This window comes from Curtobacterium sp. Csp2 (genome assembly GCF_013347165.1).
Genome location: NZ_CP054593.1, coordinates 3360850 through 3379334 on the forward strand (window position 1 = coordinate 3360850; position 18485 = coordinate 3379334).

Consider the following 18485-nt stretch of genomic DNA (forward strand, 5'->3'; position numbering starts at 1 on the left):
GTGTATAAGAGACAGGTGCCCGCCCGCACCGCGCCTCCCGTCCGTCGGGGGGTGTGCGTCAGCCGCTGACCACGGGCAGGTGCACGCCGACCGGGACGGTGCCGGCTGCGCCGGCCGTTCCCGAGCCGCCGGTCGTCCCCGAGCCGGCGGTCGAGCCGCCGGCGGCCGCGGTCACCGTGATGCCGAGCGGCGACACGAGCACCGAGGCGCCCGACGCGTCGACCAGGTCGAGCGTGTGCGATCCCGCTGCGGTCCCCGCGGGGATCGTCACGGAGCCGGTCGCGGTGCCGTCGGCGCCGACCGTGAGCGTGCCGACCGTCACCGGGTCGGAGTGCAGCACGACCTGCAGCGTGGCGCCGGCGGGCAGGCCGGTGCCGCGGAGGGCGATGGCGCTGCCGGCCTGGACGGTGGTGCCCTGCGGTGCGGTCAGCACGCCGGAGACGACGGTCGCCGTCCCACCGGTCGAGAGCACCTTCGCGCTGCCGTCGGCCTGGATCGCGACCGTGGCGCTCGTCGCCGCGGCGAGGTCGAGCCGCTCCCACGAGCCGTTCGCGGACCCCGTCTGGTCGAGCGGGTAGCCCGAGTCGATCTCGGTCTGCGCGAGCACCGCGGTGCGCTGCGCGTCGGTCAGGGTCGGGAACGCCGTGAGGAGCAGGTTCGACGCACCGGCCGGCACCGAGGGAGCCTGGCCTGCGACGCCCGTGCGGGCGAAGCCGTAGGTGAGGCGCTCGTGGTAGACCGACACGGCCGATGCACGGTCGGTGACGACCTGCGCGGTGCCACCGGGCATCGCCTGGCCGCCGTAGGGGTCGTCCGTGTAGGGCTTCTCGGCGGCGATGCAGGACGCGAGGGTCCCGCCGCACTGCGCCTCGAGGTACTGCACGAGCTCGGCACGGGCGGGCTCGAGGACCTGCGTGCGGTACTGCGTGTCCGACCAGCGGGTGGCGAGGGCGGCCTCGCCGTCGATGCGTCCGCCCATGATGTCGAGCGGGTAGTGCACGCCGAGGACGATGCGGTCGTTGCCGGCCTCCGAGGTGCGGGCGAGGATCTCCGGTGCGAGCTCGGGGACGAGCGTGGCGAGGGTGATGCCGGCCTGGTACGCCGTGGTGGTGTGCCCGGACGGGTACGAGCCGCCCGTGCAGATGCCCTTCTGGCCGTAGCCGGCGTCGAGCACGACGTCGTTCGGCGAGAACTCGTGCGTGGTGTCCGTCGTGGCGGGCACGCGCGTGATCGTGAGGTTGCCCTTCGCGTCCGCCCACGCCTTGCCGGTGCGGTTCGCGGCGAGCGACGACGCGTTCACGGTCGCCGGGTTGCAGTTCACCTGGTCGTCCCCGGCGGGCAGCGTCGCCGCGGGGTCGGACGGCAGGTAGGGCCGCGGGTAGCTGAAGTGCGCCTTGGCCGCTCCGGTGCCGACGTAGGCGCCGCTCGTGCCGTTCGAGGAGTTGATGAGGGCGTTCGTCAGCGGCAGCGAGCCGTCCAGGCGGCCCTTGACGAAGAGCTTGCCGAGCACGTCGCCGAGGCCCTGCGACACCGTGAACGACTGGTCGTACGCGGTGTTCGTCGCGTTGTTGTACTCGGCGTCCTGCAGCGCCGTGAACTGCTGCGCCTTCGTGGCGTGCTGGTTGATCCAGCTCGTCAGCTCGTCGTTCTTCGCGAGCGTCGCACCGTCGTCGACGGTGCCGTGCAGGTTGTTCGTCCCCGTCGAGGTCCAGTACTGGTCGTAGCCGTTGAGCAGGCTGATCAGGTTCGGCGGGGTGGAGTCGCTCGGGTACGTCGTCGCGGCCTGGGCGACGAGCGGTGACCCGATCACGAGGGCGGTCGCGACCGTCGCGACGGTCACCCCGCGGAGTGCGGTTCTGCGCATGTGTGGTGGTCGCCCGCGGGCGACGCCCCTTTCCTCGATGTACCGGTGTGGAAACACCGCGACGCTAAGGAGGGGTGGTTGCCGGTGGGGGAACGATCCCCCACCGGCGGGTGAACCGGACCGCAGGCTGTGGGCATTCGCAGCGCCGGGCGGCCGGCGCGCGGGCCGACCGGGCGGTCCGTCACGTGGCCCGTCGATCCGTCCGTCGGTGGATCAGACCCCGGCCTGGAGGCGCGGCTCGGCTCCCCACCCCGCGTCCACCCCGGCGGGTGGCACGTCCCGCCACCGGCGCCGCAGGCGGCGCGGCCGGTCGTCGCGCCACGCGACCAGCCCGCCGGCGACGAGCCCGAGGGCGAGCACGCCGAAGGACACGAGGCCGACGATCCCGACGGGCAGGAGTCGGCCGAGGTCCGTCGTGTCGACCGTGGCGGAGACCGCGATCGACCCGAAGTCCCAGAAGGCGTGGAGGAGCACGGGCAGGAGCAGGTTCCCCGTCAGCCGACGTGCCAGGTACAGCGTCGAGCCGAACGACGCCGCGAAGCCCACCTGCAGCAGGGTCGCGCCGACGGCTGCCCCGGCGAGGATGTTGAGCAGGTGCAGGAGCCCGAACAGCACGCACGAGGCGATCCACACACCGAACTCGGGCAGCCGGCGCCGGAGTCCGACGAGCAGGACCCCGCGGGTGAGCAGTTCCTCGAACACCCCGACGAACAGCACCCCGAGGGTGAGGAGCACGAAGTACCGGACCGGGAGCGCGGACCAGTCGACGAGCGGCAGCCGCGCGGCGCACACCACGGCGATCAGCACGATGGTCACCGAGGTCCACCGCAGCGGCGTCCGGTCGTGGTCGACAGCAGCGCCCGGCCACCAGCCGAGGGCGGTCACGTACACGCAGAGCACGAGCACCGCGATGCTCTCGGGCAGCACGAGGGCGTGCACGACGCTGTCGACCGTCTGGCCGAGCGTGGCGTAGTCGTCGCTCGGTCGGGACCGCCAGGCGCTGACCGCGGCGAACGCGACGAGCGGCAGCAGCCCGAGCAGGAGCGACGACGGGACCGGCCAGCGCGGACGGCGACGGCGCACGGGCTCGGTCGGGGTCACGTCCCGTTTGTACCATTGACGCATGCGGCTCCCCTCCCTCAGCACCATGGCCGAGGACTACGTGAAACTCGTGTGGAAGGCCGGGGAGCGCGGCGGGCAGGGGCTCGCGACCCGGGACATCGCCGCGTCGCTCGGGGTCTCGGCGTCCACGGTGTCGGGGAACCTCCGGAAGCTCGACCGCGACGGCCTGATCGAGCACACCCCGTACTACGGCGTCGTGCTCACGCCGCTCGGGCAGCAGGTCGCGGTGGCGATGGTCCGACGCCACCGGCTGATCGAGACGTTCCTGGTGCAGCGGCTCGGGTACTCGTGGGACGAGGTGCACACCGAGGCCGAGGCCCTGGAGCACGCGGTGTCGGAGACGTTCCTCGAGCGGGTCGACGCCGACCTCGGGCACCCGACGCACGACCCCCACGGCGACCCGATCCCCGCCGCGGACGGCACCGTCCCGGCGTCCCCGGGCACGCTGCTCGGGTCCGTGGAGCCCGGTTCGTGCGGGGTCGTCGACCGGGTGTCCGACGACGACCCGTCCCTGCTGCGGTACTTCGACGAGCTCGGGGTCGGGCTCGGGACGCACCTGCGCGTCGAGCGGGTCCGGGACTACGCGGGCGTGATCGCCGTCACCCGCCGGTCCCCCGACGGCGCGGAGTCCCTCGTCGACCTGCCGGCCGCCGCCGCGAGCGCCATCTGGCTGACGCCCGACCCGCACTGACCCGCGCGGGCGCCGCCCAGCCCCGCCGAGCGCCCCACATCTGTCACGCTCGGCGGCGCGACCCGACGGTTTTCGCACGCTCGACGGAACGCACGCGGCGTGTCCTGCCCGCTCGCGCGCCCGGGAAGCGCCGCACCCGCAGCCCCGAGCAACACCCGTCAGGCGCCGGCCGCAGCCCCCGCCCGCCGGAACGGCGCCGCGAGCGTCGGCAGGATCGACGACCGGTGCACCCAGAACACCACGACGGCCGCGACGAGGTGCACCACGCTCAACACCCACCGCCCGCTCGTGTCCGTGACGACGAACTGCACCGCGAACAGCGCCACGAGGGCGATCGCCGACCACCGGTGGAAGCGCAGCGCGATGATGATCGCGACCCCGAGCACGGTCTGCGACGCGGTGAGCATGAACTCCTCGACCTGCCGACCGTCGAGCGGCAGCCCACCCGTGGTCCCGCCGCCGAGCACGTGCGCGATCGGCAGCGACCCGACGAGCAGCGACCACTGGTTGACCTTCGACGCGATGAGCGTCCCGATCGCGGCGCCGCCCATGCCGCGCAGGGCGAAGAGCGCGGCGACGATGAACTCGGGCGCCTCGGTGGCGAGCGGCGCGAGCCACTGCACCAGGAAGTAGCTGTCGATGCCGAGCGCGCTGCCCGAGGCGACCAGGGCCTCGGCGAAGGGCTCCGCGGACGACAGGATGACCGCGGCGGCGACGACGAACAGCGCGACGATCGTCCAGCGACGGGCCCGCGTCGGCATCGAGGCGATGTTGCCGGCCATGCCGACCATCTCCTCGTCCTCGTCGTCCCCGTCGGACACCTTCGACGCGCGCCACAGGTAGGCGACGAACGCGGCGAGCAGCACGAACCCGAACCACATCGGGATGGAGCCCATCAGCGGGATGAGGAACGCGACGACCGCCAGGAGCGCCAGGAACCCGATGTCGAGCCGCGAGGACGTCTCGAGCTGCAGCACCTTCGTCGCCGAGGCGGGCAGCGACCCGGCCTTGACGTACCGACGGGCGACGAGCAGCGAGATGATCACGACGAGCGGCCAGCCGAACCCGAGCAGCAACCGGTTCGAGCCGGTCATGTTCGCGGCGGCGAACTGCTCGTAGGCGGGGTCGTACCCGGAGCGGAACGCGTAGTACAGGTCGACGGCGTACTCGGGCAGTACGGCGATGAGCGCCAGGATCGCGATGGCGAGCGCACCGGAGATGTCCTTCTGCGCGGCCTCGGCGGCCCAGGCGAGCAGGAACGAGGCGGCGACGACGGCCCCGCCGAAGACGAGCAGGTCGACGACGGCGTTCGGCGCGAAGCCGGTGATGCGGAAGACGACGGCGGGCAGGGCGAGCACGACGCAGATCGCGATGCGGCCCCAGGCGCTGCGGCCCATCCGGGGTGCATGCGTCCGCGCGGTGGCGGTGGGCGTGGAGGTGTCGATCACGGGGTGGTCCCTTGGTCGGGCCGCACCGGAGCACAGGGGTGGGAGCGCTTCGGCACGACAGAACGGCCGAAGGTCTCGCTCGCCCGCCGGGTGGGACCGGACGGGTGGTGCACCGGGCCGATCGTCGTGATGGCCAGTGTGTCGATGCACGCGCTGGGAGCTACTCCCCTTCGCCCATCACCCTGCACGCTCCGATCCGCACGTGCAAGCCGATCGGGCCTGTTCGGCGACCCGAATCCGGGAGTTCCCCGTCCCGCCCCGGAACCCCGGGAACGGCGGCGTCGGCAGGGAGTCACGACACGCGCGACCCGACACGGGGGACCCAGGGACGGACGGGAGGCCCGGGGCGGGCCCGCCACGTGCCTCCCGTCCGTCAGGTGGTCAGCCGGACGCGCGCTTGCCGCGTCCGAGCGCCATCTCGCGTCGTGCGCGCTCGACGGCGAGCGCCGACCCGGCGTCCGGGTCGGCGAGGAGGCGCTCGGTGTCCGCGACGTGCTCGCGGACGGCGTCACCGCGTCGCTCGGCGGCCTCGGTGAGGACGGGTCCGGCGACGTCCGCGCCGAGGGAGGCGAGCGCGCGGCTCAGCGCGAGCCGACGCTCGCGGTCGCCGGTGCCGAGCTCCCGGGCGAGCCGTCGCGCCAGGGCGGGGCGCTCGCGCTCCGGTGCGAGCAGGGCGGCAGCGCGCCAGGCGGTCCGGGCGACGCCGGGGTCCGGGTCGCCGAGGGCCTCGGCCACTGCGGGGTACACCGACGCGTCACGGATCTTCGACAGCGTGTGGATCGCCTGCGACCGGGCCTGCGCCTCGGGTCGGTGCAGCTGCTCGACGAGCCGCGGCACGGTCAGCTCGGCGGGCAGCCGGACGATCGACCACGTCAGCGCCTCGCGCACCTGCAGGTCCGGGTCGACCGCGCAGCGCTCGAGCAGCAGCTCGAGGTCGGCCGGGTCCGCCGCGGTCCCGAGGGCCATCACGGCGCGCAGGCGCACGGAGGAGCGGGGGTCGGTGAGGGCGTCGGCGGTGGTGGTCATCCCCTCATGGAACACCCTGCCACCGACGGAACAGCGCCCTGCCACCGACGGATCGGGAAGTCAGACGACGGGCATAGCGTGGGGCGGTCCGGGCACGCTCCGGACCCGTACGGGCGACCCGTACGACCGATCCGCACGACCAGGAAAGGACCTCCGCATGCCCCGCATCGGAACCAGCGACCTCCACGTGTTCCCCCTCGCCCTCGGCGGCAACGTCTTCGGCTGGACCGCCGACGAGCAGACCTCGCACCGGGTGCTCGACGCCTACACCGGTGCCGGCGGCGACTTCATCGACTCGGCGGACGTCTACTCCGCCTGGGGCGACGGCAACGAGGGCGGCGAGTCCGAGCGCGTCATCGGCTCGTGGCTCCGAGCCTCGGGCAAGCGCGACGACGTGGTGATCGCCACGAAGGTGTCGCAGCACCCGCAGTTCCCGGGGCTGTCGGCGTCGAACGTCGCCGCGGCCGCCCGCGCGAGCCTCGAGCGGCTCGGCACCGACCGGATCGACCTGTACTACGCGCACTTCGACGACCAGGACACCCCGCTCGAGGAGACCGTCCGCGCGTTCGACCAGCTCGTCCGCGAGGGCCTGGTGCGGTACACGGCGATCTCGAACTACTCCCGCGCACGTGCCGAGGAGTGGATCCGCATCGCGAAGGCCGAGGGCCTGGCGCTGCCGGTCGCGATCCAGCCGCACTACAACCTGGTCACCCGCGAGCCGTACGAGTCGGAGATCGCGCCGCTGGCCGCCGCCGAGGGCCTTGGAGTCGTGCCGTACTTCGCCCTGGCCGCCGGGTTCCTGACGGGCAAGTACCGGACGAAGGACGACTTCGCCGGGAAGGACCGCGAGGGGCAGGTGTCCGGGTACTTCTCGGACCAGGGACTCGCGGTCGTCGACGCCCTCGACACGATCGCGCAGGCGCACGGCGTCGAGATCGCCTCGGTGGCGCTCGCGTGGCTGCAGGGCCGCCCGGACGTCGTCGCGCCGATCGCCAGCGCCCGGAACACCGAGCAGCTGCCGGCGCTCCTGGCGTCCGCCGAGCTCGAGCTCACGGCGGACGAGGTCCGGACGCTCGACGACGCCTCGGCAGCGGTCCCGACCGAGGCCTGACCCGCGGACGCGGGCGCGCGGCGCTGAGCCGCGAGCGCTGGCGCCGGACTACTTCCCGTCCGGCGCCAGCGACCCGGTCAGCATCTGCCCCTGCGCACGGGTCGCGAAGCACGAGATGAACGTGTTGCCCTGGTCCCAGGTGGCCTGGTCAGGGGCGTAGGAGCCCTGCACCTGCACGTCGCCGACCTTCGCGGCCGCCGCGGTGTCGATCGCCTCGGAGCTCTGGCAGGTCTTCGCCGCCTGCTCCGCGAGGGCCTCGGGTCCGGGCCACTGGCTCGCGGACACCTGCACCCGGGCGGTGAGCTGCGCGGTGTGCGGCGAGGAGCAGTCGACCACCGTGTAGCTCTGGTCCCACGCGTTCGTGAACGGGGACAGGCACTCCCCGCCCGCCAGGTCCGTCCACGGGTGCACACCGGGGGCGGCCTGCGTCGTGGCGAACTGCAGGGTCGCGGCCGGCTGCTGCTGGGTGGACCCCTGCGCCGTGCCGGACTCGGGGGTGGCTTCGGGCGTCGCGGGGGCCGAGGCGGCCGCGGTCGAGCTCGGTGCCGGCGTGGACTCCTCGATCGACCCGCCGAGGATCCAGCGGGTCAGGGCGAACACGGCGACGAGCAGCACGACGATGAGCACGACGGCCCCGCCGATGAGCAGCTGCTTCCCGCGCTTGCCCTCGTTCTTCAGGCGCGAGACGCCCTCGTCGAGCAGGACCGCGGCGCGGTTCGGCTGCGCGGGTTCGGCCGTGGGGCGCGGTGCCCCTGCCCGGTCGGCCGAGGGGACCGCGGGCATCATCCGCGTGCCGGTCTCGTGCGGGTCGTACCCGGTGGCGCCGAGCTGCCCGACGGCGGCGGTGCCGAACAGGTCCTTGATGGCGCTCGTGTCGCTGGTCTCGCGGCCGTCCCACTCGGACTGGTCGATCTCGTCGGCGTCCGCGACCCCGGCGCCGGCGGCCGTGGGGGTCCCGGTCCGGCGGGGGCCCGGCTCGACGTCGTCGTCGTGGTCGGCTCCGTGGCCGACGTCCTGCCGGTCGTCGAGCGGGAACGGCAGTCGGGTCGTCGCGGCCTCGGACGCCGGACGCGGCGCCGGCTCGACCAGGGGCGGGACGGGTGCGGCGGCCGCGTCGGGTGCGGCCCACCACGGGGTGGCCCCGGTCGGCGGCTCGGAGGGCTCAGCAGCGGGCGCCGGCTCAGCCGCAGGCGCGGACGCCGGCGCAGGCACTGAGGAAGCGGGCACTGAGGAAGCGGGCGCAGCGGCGGGCGCCGGCGCGATCGGCAGTACCGTCGTCCCGTCCGCCGGGGTGTCGACCTCGCCCGAGACGACGTCGTCGTCCGCCTCGTCCGCGAGCGACCACGACCCGGCGCCGAACGCCGTCGTGTCGAACGAGTCGGTCGTCAGGGTCGTCGGGACCTCGCCGGTCTCGTCGTCCCGGATCGCCCAGTCGAACGGGCGCTCGGTCGCCCCGCGGTCGTCGTCCCCGACGCCCTGCAGCCGCAGGAGCTCGGTGAAGCTCGGCGGCTCCCCGGTCGAGGGCGCCGGCGTCGGCGGGAGCACCCCGTGCACGCCGAGCGGCTGCGCGACCGGGCCGGTGGGCGTCACCGGCGGCGGAGGCGTCTGCGCACCGGTCGCCCGACCGAGCCAGTCGACGTCGCTGCGCCCCTGGCCGAACGGGTCGGTGCGACGGCGTTCCTCGTCGACGGCACGGTTCTCGGCCGCGCGCTCGTCCCGGTGCGTGAGCGCCGTCGGAAGCGTGATGGAGGAGGGGTGCTGCGTCGTGCTCCTCGGCGGCACCGGGGCGGCCGGCGGGATGCGCTCCCCGAGCGTCTCCCGCTCGTGCTCGGCGCTCGCCTGCGGGTTGACCGAGGGTGCCTGCAGCTCGTCGTCCATCCGGATGGCCTGCGTGGCCCCGGCGTCCACCGGATCGGGCGCAGGCGTCACGGCCGGCGCAGCGGGCGTCACCGCCGGCGCAGCGGGCGTCACCGCCGGCGGCACCGGACGCTCGGCCAGCGGCGCGGGACGGCCGTCGACCGGCTCAGCCGACCCGGCAGGCTCGGCTGCCGAGGCAGGCGCGGTCGGCACGTCCGACGTGAACGGCTCCGGCAGCGGCGCACCCGTCTCCCGGGCGGCCCGCTCCGCCTCGCGGCGCTCGCGCCGCGAGGGCCACTCGTCCGCCGACCGTGGCGCACCGAAGATGTCCGCGGCGCTGCGGAGCCCGCGGAACGGAGCGTCCGAGGCGGACGCGCGCTGAGCCTCCAGGCCGTCGTCCCCGTCTGCCGGGCCGGCGGTGTCCTCGGGCTCGCGCGCGTCGTCCGGACGCTCCCCGCTCACGCGCTCAGCCCCAGGTCGGCCAGCCCGATCGCAGCGAAGTAGGGGTACCCGGCCGCCTCGATGCGCTCCTTCGCGCCGGTGTCGCGGTCGACGACGACGGCGACGGCCGCGACGATCGCGCCCTCGCGCTCGAGCGCCTCCGCTGCCTTGAGCGGCGACCCGCCGGTCGTGGAGGTGTCCTCGAGCACGACGACGCGCTTGCCGCGGACGTCGGGGCCCTCGACCTGCTTGCCGCGACCGTGGTCCTTCGGCTCCTTGCGCACGACGAACGCGTCGTAGGTCAGGCCGCGCGCGGCCGACTGGTGCAGCACGGCGCTCGCGATGGGGTCCGCACCCATGGTCAGGCCACCGACCGCGTCGACGTCCGGGACCTGCTGCAGCAGGTCCGTCATGACCTGTCCGATCAGGGGTGCGACGCGGTGGTCGAGACTCACCTTGCGCAGGTCGATGTAGTACGAGGCCTGCTTCCCGCTGGTCAGCGTGAAGTCGCCGTGGAACACGGCCTCGTCCGAGATGTGCTGGATCAGCTGTTCGCGCGCGTCGGTCACAGCGCACCAGGGTAGTCGGTCACCCCGGGATCGCACCCGTCGGCCGTTCCCCGCCACCCGCAGGCGGCGCTCCGGACGGCTCGGTACGCTCCGCCTCATGTCCCACGACGCACCGGAGCCGCGCGCCTCGGTCGCGTCCGGACCCGGTCCGGCGGCCCACCGCAGGTGGGTGGCGACGGTCGGCCGGGAGGCGCTGGGCGCGGTCGTCGCGCTGGCCCTGTCCGTCATCGCGTTGCGTCACGTCGTCGCGACCGAGCGGGTCGCCCTGCTCTGGTACGACGCGGACTCCGTGCTGCTGCCGCTCGTGGAGCGCTCGATCCGTTCCGGGCAGCCGTTCGAGTGGGCGATGTCCCCGGCGCTGTTCTTCTTCCCGGAGCTGCCGGTCTACCTGCTCTGCTCGCTCGTGACGGCGACGGCGCAGCAGGCCCTGGCGCTCAACGGGGTCCTGGTGCTGCTCGCCGTGTACGCCCTGGTGCGGGCGGCTGCGAACGAGCTCATGCCGTCCGCCCGGCGCTCGGCGCGGATCTCGACCGCGGCGGTGGCGCTCGGGTTCGTCACGCTGCTGGTGCTCACCGAGTCGTCGGCGACCGCCACGTCGCTCGAGCTCGCGTCGCTGCTCCTCACGACGACCTACTACTACGGCGCCCTGCTCGCGATGCTCGGCACCGCGGTGCTCGTGCTCCGCGCCGTCCGGACCGGTCGGGCGTCCGTGACCGTGCTCGTGGTCCTCGCGCTCGTCGCGGCGTGCACGACGGCGTCGAACCCGCTGTACGTGCCGTGGTCCGCGGCGCCGGTCGTGGTCACGCTCGTGCTGCTCGCCGCCGCACGACGGCTGCCGTGGCGCCCGGTCGCCCGGTTGTCCGGGGCGCTCGTCGCGGGGTCGGTGGTCGGGTACCTGCTGCGGATCCCGCTCCGGCCCTTCGTCTCCCTGGACCCGTCGACGTACGTGCACCCAGAGCACGCGGGCGAGACGCTGTCGTTCTTCGCCGCACTCACCGACGACCGAGCGGGGTCGGCCGCCGGGGACGCGGGTCTGTTGCTCCTGTTCGCGGGCGTCCTGCTCGCCGCCGGTGGGACGGTCTGGGCCTGGCGGGTCCGGACGTCGCGCACCGTGCTCGTCGCGACCGCGCTGCCGCTCGTCACGGTCGTGGCGGTGTCGGTCGGGGTCGTCGTCGCCGGGTCGGACACCCCGCGGTACCTCGAGCCGATCGTCACGGCCCCGCTCCTCGCGCTCGTGGCGGTCGCCGAGCTCACCCGCACCGCCGTCCGGACGACCCGCGTGCACCGGCCCCGCCGCGGGCTCCGGCTGACCCTGGCGGTCGCGGCCGCCGCGGTGCTCCTCGCCGGGGTCGCGACCGCGCCCGGCACCCTCTCGGCCGTCGCGCACGCCCGGTACGGCTCGGTCGCGTGCCTGGACCGGTGGGCGGACGGTCGGCAGGTCACCGGCGTCGGGCAGTTCTGGACCGTCCGACCGCTCGCCGCCTACGCCGCGTCCGACGTGCAGCTCCTGCAGGTGCGGGACACGTTCGACGCCTACCCGTGGCTCGTCGACCTCGGGGCTTACCGGGACGCCCGGCCGACGTTCGTCGTGATCGGGGCGAACGACGTCTGGACCACCGCGGTCGAGGACTCGCTCGGCTCCCCCGCGTCGATCACCCACTGCACCGGGTACGACGTGTACGACTACGCCGGGACCGCCGGCGCGGCGGTGCTGCGGCGGGACGTGGTGGGGAGCGCCGACGTGATCCGGCGCGAGCGGGGGTTCTGAGCCGTCTCTGCGTCAGGCGGCTGGCGTCCGTGCGTCGGCCGGCGTCGGGCGGCGCGTGCCGTGCGTCGTGTGACGGTCGTCCATCGGAGTTGTCCACAGCGGCGCGCCGTCGGACCGAGATGCCTGAACGGATGTATAGGCTCGACTCCGTGACTCGTCCCACCAACGGCCGCATCCCCCGCACGTCCTTCCGGTTCCGCCTCGCCGCGACCGGACTGGCGCTCGCCGGCCTGCTCGGGACGGTCCTGCTGGACGCGCCGAGTGCGAGCGCCGCGAAGTACCCCTCGTGGGACGACGTGATGGCCGCCCGCGGGCAGGAGTCCGCGAAGCAGGAGCAGATCACCGCGATCCGGAGCATCATCGACGGCCTCGCGACCCAGGTGAAGGAAGCCGAGGCCGAGGCACAGCGGCTCGGCGACGAGTTCTACGCCGCACAGAGCGACGCGCAGGACGCCGCCGAGAAGGAACAGAAGCTCCGCGCCGACGCCGAGGAGCACGCGAAGGTTGCCGAGCAGAGCGCCGCCCAGGCCGGGCAGCTCGCCGCGCAGATGGCCCGCCACGGTGGCGCCGACGTCACCGCCTCCGTACTGTCCGGCGGCGAGTCCGCGCGCGACCTCCTCTACGACCTCGGTGCGCTGAGCAAGCTCTCCGAGCAGTCCGAACGGGTCGAGGCCGCAGCGACCGCGGACGCCGCCGTCGCCCGCTCCCTCACCGCGCAGGCCGACCGGGCCTCGGCGGAGCTCGACCGGCTCGCCGCCGCCGCGCAGGAGCGGATGGACGCCGCCCAGGCCGCGGCCGACAAGGTCCAGTCGGCGTACACCGAGCAGCAGGACAACAAGGCCCGGCTCGACGCCCAGCTCGCGACGCTGACCTCGGGTCGCGTCCGGACCGAGGCCGAGTTCGCCAAGGGCGAGGCCGAGCGCAAGGCCGCGATCGAGAAGGCCGCGCGCGAGGCAGCAGCGGCCCGCGCGCGCGAAGCAGCGGCCGCGGCTGCTGCGGCGAACAGCGGCGGCGGCGGTGCGCCCGCGCCGGGCGGGGGCGGCGGCGGCAGTGTGGGCTCCGGCTCCGGCACCGGTTGGGTCCGTCCCGCCGGCGGCTACGTCATCAGCCCCTACGGCTACCGCGTGCACCCGATCACCGGACGGGTCACCAAGCACGACGGGCTCGACCTGACGAGCGGCTGCTCGACGGCGATCGTCGCGGCGTCGGCCGGCACCGTCGACTACGTCGGCTGGTACGGCGGCTACGGCAACTACGTCCGGATCGACCACGGCGGCGGCGTGAAGACCGCCTACGGGCACATCGTCAACGGCGGCTTCCGGGTCTCGCAGGGCCAGCAGGTGTCGGCCGGGCAGCTCATCGCCCTCGTCGGCTCGACCGGCAACTCGACCGGGTGCCACCTGCACTACGAGGTCCACATCAACGGCGCCACGACCGACCCCGCGCCGTTCATGGCCGCACGGGGCGTCGGCTTCTAGCCAGCGGTTCGCCGGCCTCGGGCACGCGGTCGATCGGCCCGCGCTCCGTCGGCACAGGTAGGTTCGATCCCATGCGCGTCGCGACCTGGAACGTCAACTCCGTCCGCACCCGAGTGGGGCGGATCGTCGACTGGCTGGTCCGCGAGGACGTCGACGTCCTCGGCATGCAGGAGATCAAGTGCAAGCCCGAGCAGTTCCCGGTGGAGGCGTTCGAGGCCGCCGGCTACCAGGTCGAGGCACACGGGCTGAACCAGTGGAACGGCGTCGCGTTCGCCAGCCGGCTGCCGATGGAGGACGTCACCCGTGACTTCCCCGGCCAGCCCGGGTTCCTGAAGGGTCACGAGGGCCCGGACCTGCCCGTCGAGGCCCGCGCGATGGGCGTCACGGTCGACGGCGTCCGCCTGTGGAGCCTCTACGTCCCGAACGGCCGCGAGCTCGGCGACCCGCACTACACGTACAAGCTCGACTGGCTCGCGCAGCTCGCCGACCGGACGTCCGAGTGGCTCGAGGCCGAGCCGGAGACGCCCCTCGCGCTCATGGGCGACTGGAACGTGGCGCCGCTCGACCGGGACGTCTGGGACGTGGCCGTGTTCGAGGGTGCGACGCACGTCAGCGAGCCGGAGCGTGCGGCGTTCCGCGCGTTCGAGTCCCGCGGCCTGCAGGACGTCGTCCGGCCGATCGTCCCCGAGGGCTACACCTACTGGGACTACAAGTCGCTCCGGTTCCCCCGCAACGAGGGCATGCGCATCGACTTCGTGCTCGGGTCCCAGGCCTTCGCGGACGTCACGGTCGGCGCGACCATCCACCGCGACGAGCGGAAGGGCGACGCCCCGAGCGACCACGTCCCCGTGTCGGTCGACCTGGACCTGGAGACCTCGCTCGACGACGACCGCCCGATGATCTTCTGACGCAGGTCCCTCCCACCCACCTGCTCCCACTGCGAGCGGGCAGGACACGCCGCCCGCGTCGCGCCCCGCGGGCGCAACACGCCGCCACGGGCCGCCGAGCGGCCCACATGTGGCCCACTCGCGACCCCGCGACCCCGCGGCCCCGCGACGGACGGGAGGCACGGTGCCAGCCCGCCCCGCGCCTCCAGTCCGACAGTCCCCACCCGCCACCGCGAGCGGGCAGGACACGCCGCCCGCGTCGCGCCCCGCGGGCGCAACACGCCGCCACGGGCCGCTGAGCGGCCACATGTGGCCCACTCGGCGCCGCCGCCCGGGCGCGCCCGCTACGGGTGCAGCACCGCCGCGACCACGACGAGCACCGGCACCGCACCGATCGTCGAGACGAGCACGACGTCCCGCGCGACCGGGACCGCCGCCTGGTACCGCTGCGCGTAGTTGAAGACGTTCTGCGCCGCCGGCAGGGCCCCGAGCGTCGTGAGCACGAACACGTCCTGCTCGTCGAGCCGGAACACGAACCGGGCGACCACGAACGCCACGAGCGGCATCACCACGAGCTTCAGCCCGGCGGCCACGAGCACGTCCGCCCGGATCGCGGGGTCCCGCAGCGGGGTCGCCCCGTGCAGGCTCATGCCGAAGGACAGGAGCACCACGGGCACCGCGGCGGCCCCGACGAGGGCGAACGGCTCGAGGACCGGCGTCGGGATCTCGATCCGGAGCGCGGAGCACACCAGACCGAGCAGCGACGCGATGATGATCGGGTTGCGGAAGGGTCCGGCGACCCGGCTCCGCCAGGTGCCCCCGGTGGCCGTCGCCGCGTCGAGGACGGTGAGCGCCAGGGGTGCGAGCACGACGAGCTGCAGCAGGATCACCGGGACGACCGCGGTGGCCTGGCCCAGGACGTAGACGGCGACCGGCAGCCCGATGTTGTTCGCGTTCACGTAGCCGGAGGCCAGCGCCCCCACCGTCGTGGTCGCGACCGAGCGCCGCAGCACCAGGCGGAAGACCAGCACGGCGACGAGCGCCACGGTGACGGCGCTGATCAGCGAGACCCAGAGCATCGGCGACACCAGCGTCTCGATGTGGGCCGTCGCGATGGTGTGGAAGAGCAGGCAGGGCATCAGGACGAAGAAGGCGAGCCGGCTCATCACGAACTGGGCGTGCGGGCCGAGCAGCCCGGCGCGGCCGACGACGTACCCGGCGGCGATGATCGCGCCGATGATCGCGAACCCGGTCAAGACGCCACCCATCGCCTCCATCCTGTCAGCCCGGTCCCGGACGGACGACCATGTGACTGCTCACAGACGCGCTCGGACGGGAAATGCGCGACGCATCGGTACCGTTGCACGCACCATGACCTCGACGCCCGACACGCTCACCCGTTCGACCGACTCCAGCCAGCCGCTCGTGCCGCTCCTCGAGGAGCGTTGGAGCCCCCGCTCCTACGACGAGACCGCCACCGTCACCGACGCGCAGCTCGACGCCCTGCTCGAGGCCGCCCGCTGGGCCCCGTCGGCGATGAACCACCAGCCGCGCCGCTTCGTTGCCGGCCGCCGTGGCACCGAGACGTTCCGGAAGATCAACGACAACCTGCTCGGCTTCAACGCCGCGTGGGCGTTCCGCGCGAGCGCCCTCGTCGTCGGTGTCCTCGAGACCGTGACCGAGGACGGCGACGAGCGTCCCTTCGCGCAGTACGACCTCGGCCAGTCGCTCGCCGCGCTCACGGTCCAGGCGCACGCCGAGGGCCTGCACGTGCACCAGATGGCCGGCATCGACGCCGAGGGCCTCCGCGCCGCGTTCGACCTGCCGGAGCGCTTCCTGCCGTACACCGTGACGGCGATCGGCACCGTGGCGGACCCCGCGCAGCTCGGCGACCAGGCCGCGGAGCGCGAGGTCGCGCCGCGCACGCGGCTCCCCCTCGACGAGGTCGTCCTCGTCAAGGAGTAGTCGACGAGCGTCGGACCAGTCCGCCCCCGTGGAGCGCTCCAGCGCCACGGGGGCGTACCATGTCCGGACATGGATCAGGACACGACACCGGACCCCACGCAGGACTCGACACCGGACCCCACGCAGGACTCGACACCGGACCCCACGCAGGACTCGACACCGGACCCCACGCAGGACTCGACACCGGACCCCACGCAGGACACGACACCGGACCCCGCGCAGGACACGACACCGGACCCTGGCCAGGACCCCGCCGAGCCGGCCCCGGAGATGAACTTCTACACCCGCAAGTGGGTCCGCCCCGAGGACCTCAACGCCAACGGCACCCTGTTCGGCGGCAGCCTGCTGCGCTGGATCGACGAAGAGGCCGCGGTGTACGCGATCATCCAGCTCGGCAACGGCAAGGTCGTCACGAAGTACATGTCGGAGATCGTCTTCGTGTCCTCGGCGAGGGAGGGCGACATCGTCGAGATCGGCCTCGTCGCGACCCGGTTCGGCCGCACCTCGCTCACGATGCGCGCCGAGGCCCGGAACCTCTTCACGCACCGAAGCATCTTGACCATCGACGAGGTCGTCTTCGTGAACCTCGGCGAGGACGGCAAGCCCGCCCCGCACGGGTACACCGACATCACCTACGCGCGCGACCGGGTGCCCGCGACGCACCGGGCCTGACGACCGCCCGCACCGGCGGAGCACGACGGATCTGGCAGGATCGAGGGCATGACCACGCCCCGCCTCGTCGCCTTCGACCTCGACGACACCCTCGCGCCGTCGAAGTCCCCGCTCGCCCCGCGCATGCTCGAGACCTTCGCGTCGCTGCTCGCCACGGTCCCGGTCGCGGTCATCTCCGGCGGCAACTTCCAGCAGTTCGAGCAGCAGCTCGTGACGCCCCTGAGCGCCCGCGACGGACTCGTCCTCGACGACCTGCACCTGCTCCCGACCTGCGGCACCGCCTACTACCGCTGGTCCGGGTCCGACTGGGCACTGCAGTACGCCGAGGACCTCACCGACGACGAGAAGTCCCGTGCCCTCGCCGCGGTCGAGACCCAGGCGAAGGCAGCCGGGCTCTGGGAGTCGGAGACCTGGGGTCCGATCCTCGAGGACCGCGGGTCGCAGATCACGTTCTCGGCCCTCGGCCAGTCGGCGCCGGTGGACGTGAAGAAGCGGTGGGACCCGACCGGCGAGAAGAAGGACCGCCTCCGCCGGCTCGTGCAGGCCGAGCTGCCCGACCTCGAGGTCCGCTCCGGCGGCTCGACGAGCGTGGACATCACCCGGAAGGGCATCGACAAGGCCTACGGCATGCGCCGCCTCGCCGAGCTCACCGGCATCGCCCTCGACGACGTGCTGTTCGTCGGGGACCGCCTCGACCCCGAGGGCAACGACTACCCGGTCAAGGCACTCGGCGTCCCCTGCCACGCGGTGGAGGGCTGGGAGGACACCGACGCGTTCGTGACGGAGCTGATCCCGACGCTGCGCTGAGCGTGCGCTGACGCGCACCGGACGGACGGGAGGCACGTGGCGGGCTCGCCACGTGCCTCCCGTCCGTCATCCGGTCACGTCCGCGACGCGACGTGATCAGGCCAGGCCCGACCCGGCCGGGTCGGCTCAGGGGATGCTGCGGACCGCCTCGACGAAGGAGCGGATCCGCGCGACGTCCTTGACACCGCGCTCCGACTCCACACCACTCGACACGTCCACGCCGTCGGGGTCCAGGGCCTCGACCGCGGCGACCACGTTCGCCGGGGTGAGCCCCCCGGCGAGGATCCACGCCTCGTCCACCTTCCCCGCGATCGTCGCGGGGTCGACGAGCCGCCCGCTGCCCGGCACGGCGGCGTCGAGCAGCAGCAGGTCGTGGTCGAAGGCCGCTCGCTGCTCGGGCGTCTCGCGCAGGAAGTCGTCGGCGGCGACGGCACGGATGGTGAAGAACCCGGCGTCCCGCGCACGCGCGAAGTCACTCGCCGACTCGCCCCCGTGCAGCTGGAGCGTGGTGAGCCCGACCTCGGACGCGATACCGACGATCTCGTCGATCTGCTGGTCACGGAACACCCCGACGGCGTCGATGCCCTCCGGCACCCGCTCGACGAGCTCCTTCGCGAGGTCCGCCGTCACGGTGCGGGGGCTGCCGGCGGCGAAGACGAACCCGACCGCGTCGGCACCCGCGTCCACGGCGGCGTCGACGGTCTCGGGCGTCGACAGACCGCAGATCTTGATCCAGCGCTGGTCGCTCATGGATCCATCCTGCCAGGGACCTGGCCCGT

The 18485-nt window shown here is 73.7% G+C and carries 16 protein-coding genes; 8 read left to right on the top strand and 8 right to left on the bottom strand.

Features of this window, described 5'->3' with window-relative positions; genetic code table 11:
- Nucleotides 1-58: 58 nt before the first annotated feature.
- Both HUN59_RS16310 and HUN59_RS16315 read right to left on the bottom strand, forming a co-directional pair.
- A complete protein-coding gene (locus tag HUN59_RS16310; RefSeq protein ID WP_174778958.1) occupies nucleotides 59-1864 on the bottom strand; it encodes a phosphatase PAP2 family protein in 1806 nt (601 codons plus the stop codon).
- Nucleotides 1865-2077: 213 nt separating this feature from the next.
- Nucleotides 2078-2965, bottom strand: a complete 888-nt coding sequence (locus HUN59_RS16315; protein ID WP_174778959.1) for a CPBP family intramembrane glutamic endopeptidase — start codon at nucleotides 2963-2965, stop codon at nucleotides 2078-2080.
- 22 nt (nucleotides 2966-2987) lie between these two features.
- Between HUN59_RS16315 and HUN59_RS16320 the strand changes: the two genes are divergently transcribed.
- Nucleotides 2988-3677 carry a metal-dependent transcriptional regulator gene (locus HUN59_RS16320; RefSeq protein ID WP_174778960.1) on the top strand — a complete coding sequence of 230 codons (690 nt, stop codon included), beginning with the start codon at nucleotides 2988-2990 and terminating at the stop codon, nucleotides 3675-3677.
- Nucleotides 3678-3835: 158 nt separating this feature from the next.
- Here the strand turns inward: HUN59_RS16320 and HUN59_RS16325 are convergent, their stop codons facing one another.
- Nucleotides 3836-5125 (bottom strand): sodium:proton exchanger, encoded by a 1290-nt coding sequence (locus HUN59_RS16325; RefSeq protein WP_217483573.1) that lies wholly within the window; start codon nucleotides 5123-5125, stop codon nucleotides 3836-3838.
- A gap of 381 nt (nucleotides 5126-5506) precedes the next feature.
- The gene (locus HUN59_RS16330; protein ID WP_174778961.1) at nucleotides 5507-6151 is read right to left on the bottom strand and encodes a HEAT repeat domain-containing protein; all 645 of its coding nucleotides are present in this window, start codon (nucleotides 6149-6151) and stop codon (nucleotides 5507-5509) included.
- 157 nt (nucleotides 6152-6308) lie between these two features.
- Between HUN59_RS16330 and HUN59_RS16335 the strand changes: the two genes are divergently transcribed.
- Nucleotides 6309-7262, top strand: coding sequence for an aldo/keto reductase (locus HUN59_RS16335; protein WP_174778962.1), 954 nt, complete (start codon nucleotides 6309-6311; stop codon nucleotides 7260-7262).
- A 48-nt stretch (nucleotides 7263-7310) separates the two neighbouring features.
- Here the strand turns inward: HUN59_RS16335 and HUN59_RS16340 are convergent, their stop codons facing one another.
- Both HUN59_RS16340 and pyrE read right to left on the bottom strand, forming a co-directional pair.
- Nucleotides 7311-9581 carry a hypothetical protein gene (locus tag HUN59_RS16340; protein WP_174778963.1) on the bottom strand — a complete coding sequence of 757 codons (2271 nt, stop codon included), beginning with the start codon at nucleotides 9579-9581 and terminating at the stop codon, nucleotides 7311-7313.
- Entirely contained in the window at nucleotides 9578-10129 is a 552-nt protein-coding gene (pyrE, locus tag HUN59_RS16345) for an orotate phosphoribosyltransferase (protein WP_141860204.1), read from the bottom strand. Before pyrE ends, HUN59_RS16340 begins: the two co-directional genes overlap by 4 nt.
- A 97-nt stretch (nucleotides 10130-10226) precedes the next feature.
- Between pyrE and HUN59_RS16350 the strand changes: the two genes are divergently transcribed.
- The 3 genes from HUN59_RS16350 to HUN59_RS16360 all read left to right on the top strand — a co-directional run bounded on the left by HUN59_RS16350 (nucleotide 10227) and on the right by HUN59_RS16360 (nucleotide 14283).
- Nucleotides 10227-11897 (top strand): hypothetical protein, encoded by a 1671-nt coding sequence (locus HUN59_RS16350; RefSeq protein ID WP_174778964.1) that lies wholly within the window; start codon nucleotides 10227-10229, stop codon nucleotides 11895-11897.
- Between the two features lie 149 nt (nucleotides 11898-12046).
- Nucleotides 12047-13375, top strand: a complete 1329-nt coding sequence (locus HUN59_RS19985; protein WP_174778965.1) for a peptidoglycan DD-metalloendopeptidase family protein — start codon at nucleotides 12047-12049, stop codon at nucleotides 13373-13375.
- Nucleotides 13376-13446: 71 nt separating this feature from the next.
- Complete coding sequence (locus tag HUN59_RS16360) at nucleotides 13447-14283, top strand: exodeoxyribonuclease III (RefSeq protein WP_058742355.1); 837 nt, start codon at nucleotides 13447-13449, stop codon at nucleotides 14281-14283.
- A gap of 323 nt (nucleotides 14284-14606) precedes the next feature.
- Here HUN59_RS16360 and HUN59_RS16365 read toward each other — a convergent pair whose 3' ends face one another.
- Nucleotides 14607-15530 carry an AEC family transporter gene (locus HUN59_RS16365; protein WP_174778966.1) on the bottom strand — a complete coding sequence of 308 codons (924 nt, stop codon included), beginning with the start codon at nucleotides 15528-15530 and terminating at the stop codon, nucleotides 14607-14609.
- Between the two features lie 103 nt (nucleotides 15531-15633).
- Between HUN59_RS16365 and HUN59_RS16370 the strand changes: the two genes are divergently transcribed.
- The 3 genes from HUN59_RS16370 to HUN59_RS16380 all read left to right on the top strand — a co-directional run bounded on the left by HUN59_RS16370 (nucleotide 15634) and on the right by HUN59_RS16380 (nucleotide 17706).
- Nucleotides 15634-16227, top strand: coding sequence for a nitroreductase family protein (locus tag HUN59_RS16370; protein WP_058741766.1), 594 nt, complete (start codon nucleotides 15634-15636; stop codon nucleotides 16225-16227).
- A 270-nt stretch (nucleotides 16228-16497) separates the two neighbouring features.
- Nucleotides 16498-16899 carry an acyl-CoA thioesterase gene (locus tag HUN59_RS16375; RefSeq protein ID WP_175325143.1) on the top strand — a complete coding sequence of 134 codons (402 nt, stop codon included), beginning with the start codon at nucleotides 16498-16500 and terminating at the stop codon, nucleotides 16897-16899.
- Nucleotides 16900-16947: 48 nt separating this feature from the next.
- Entirely contained in the window at nucleotides 16948-17706 is a 759-nt protein-coding gene (locus HUN59_RS16380) for an HAD-IIB family hydrolase (protein WP_174778968.1), read from the top strand.
- 126 nt (nucleotides 17707-17832) lie between these two features.
- Here HUN59_RS16380 and HUN59_RS16385 read toward each other — a convergent pair whose 3' ends face one another.
- Entirely contained in the window at nucleotides 17833-18456 is a 624-nt protein-coding gene (locus tag HUN59_RS16385) for a phosphoribosylanthranilate isomerase (protein WP_058741764.1), read from the bottom strand.
- Nucleotides 18457-18485: the final 29 nt, after the last annotated feature.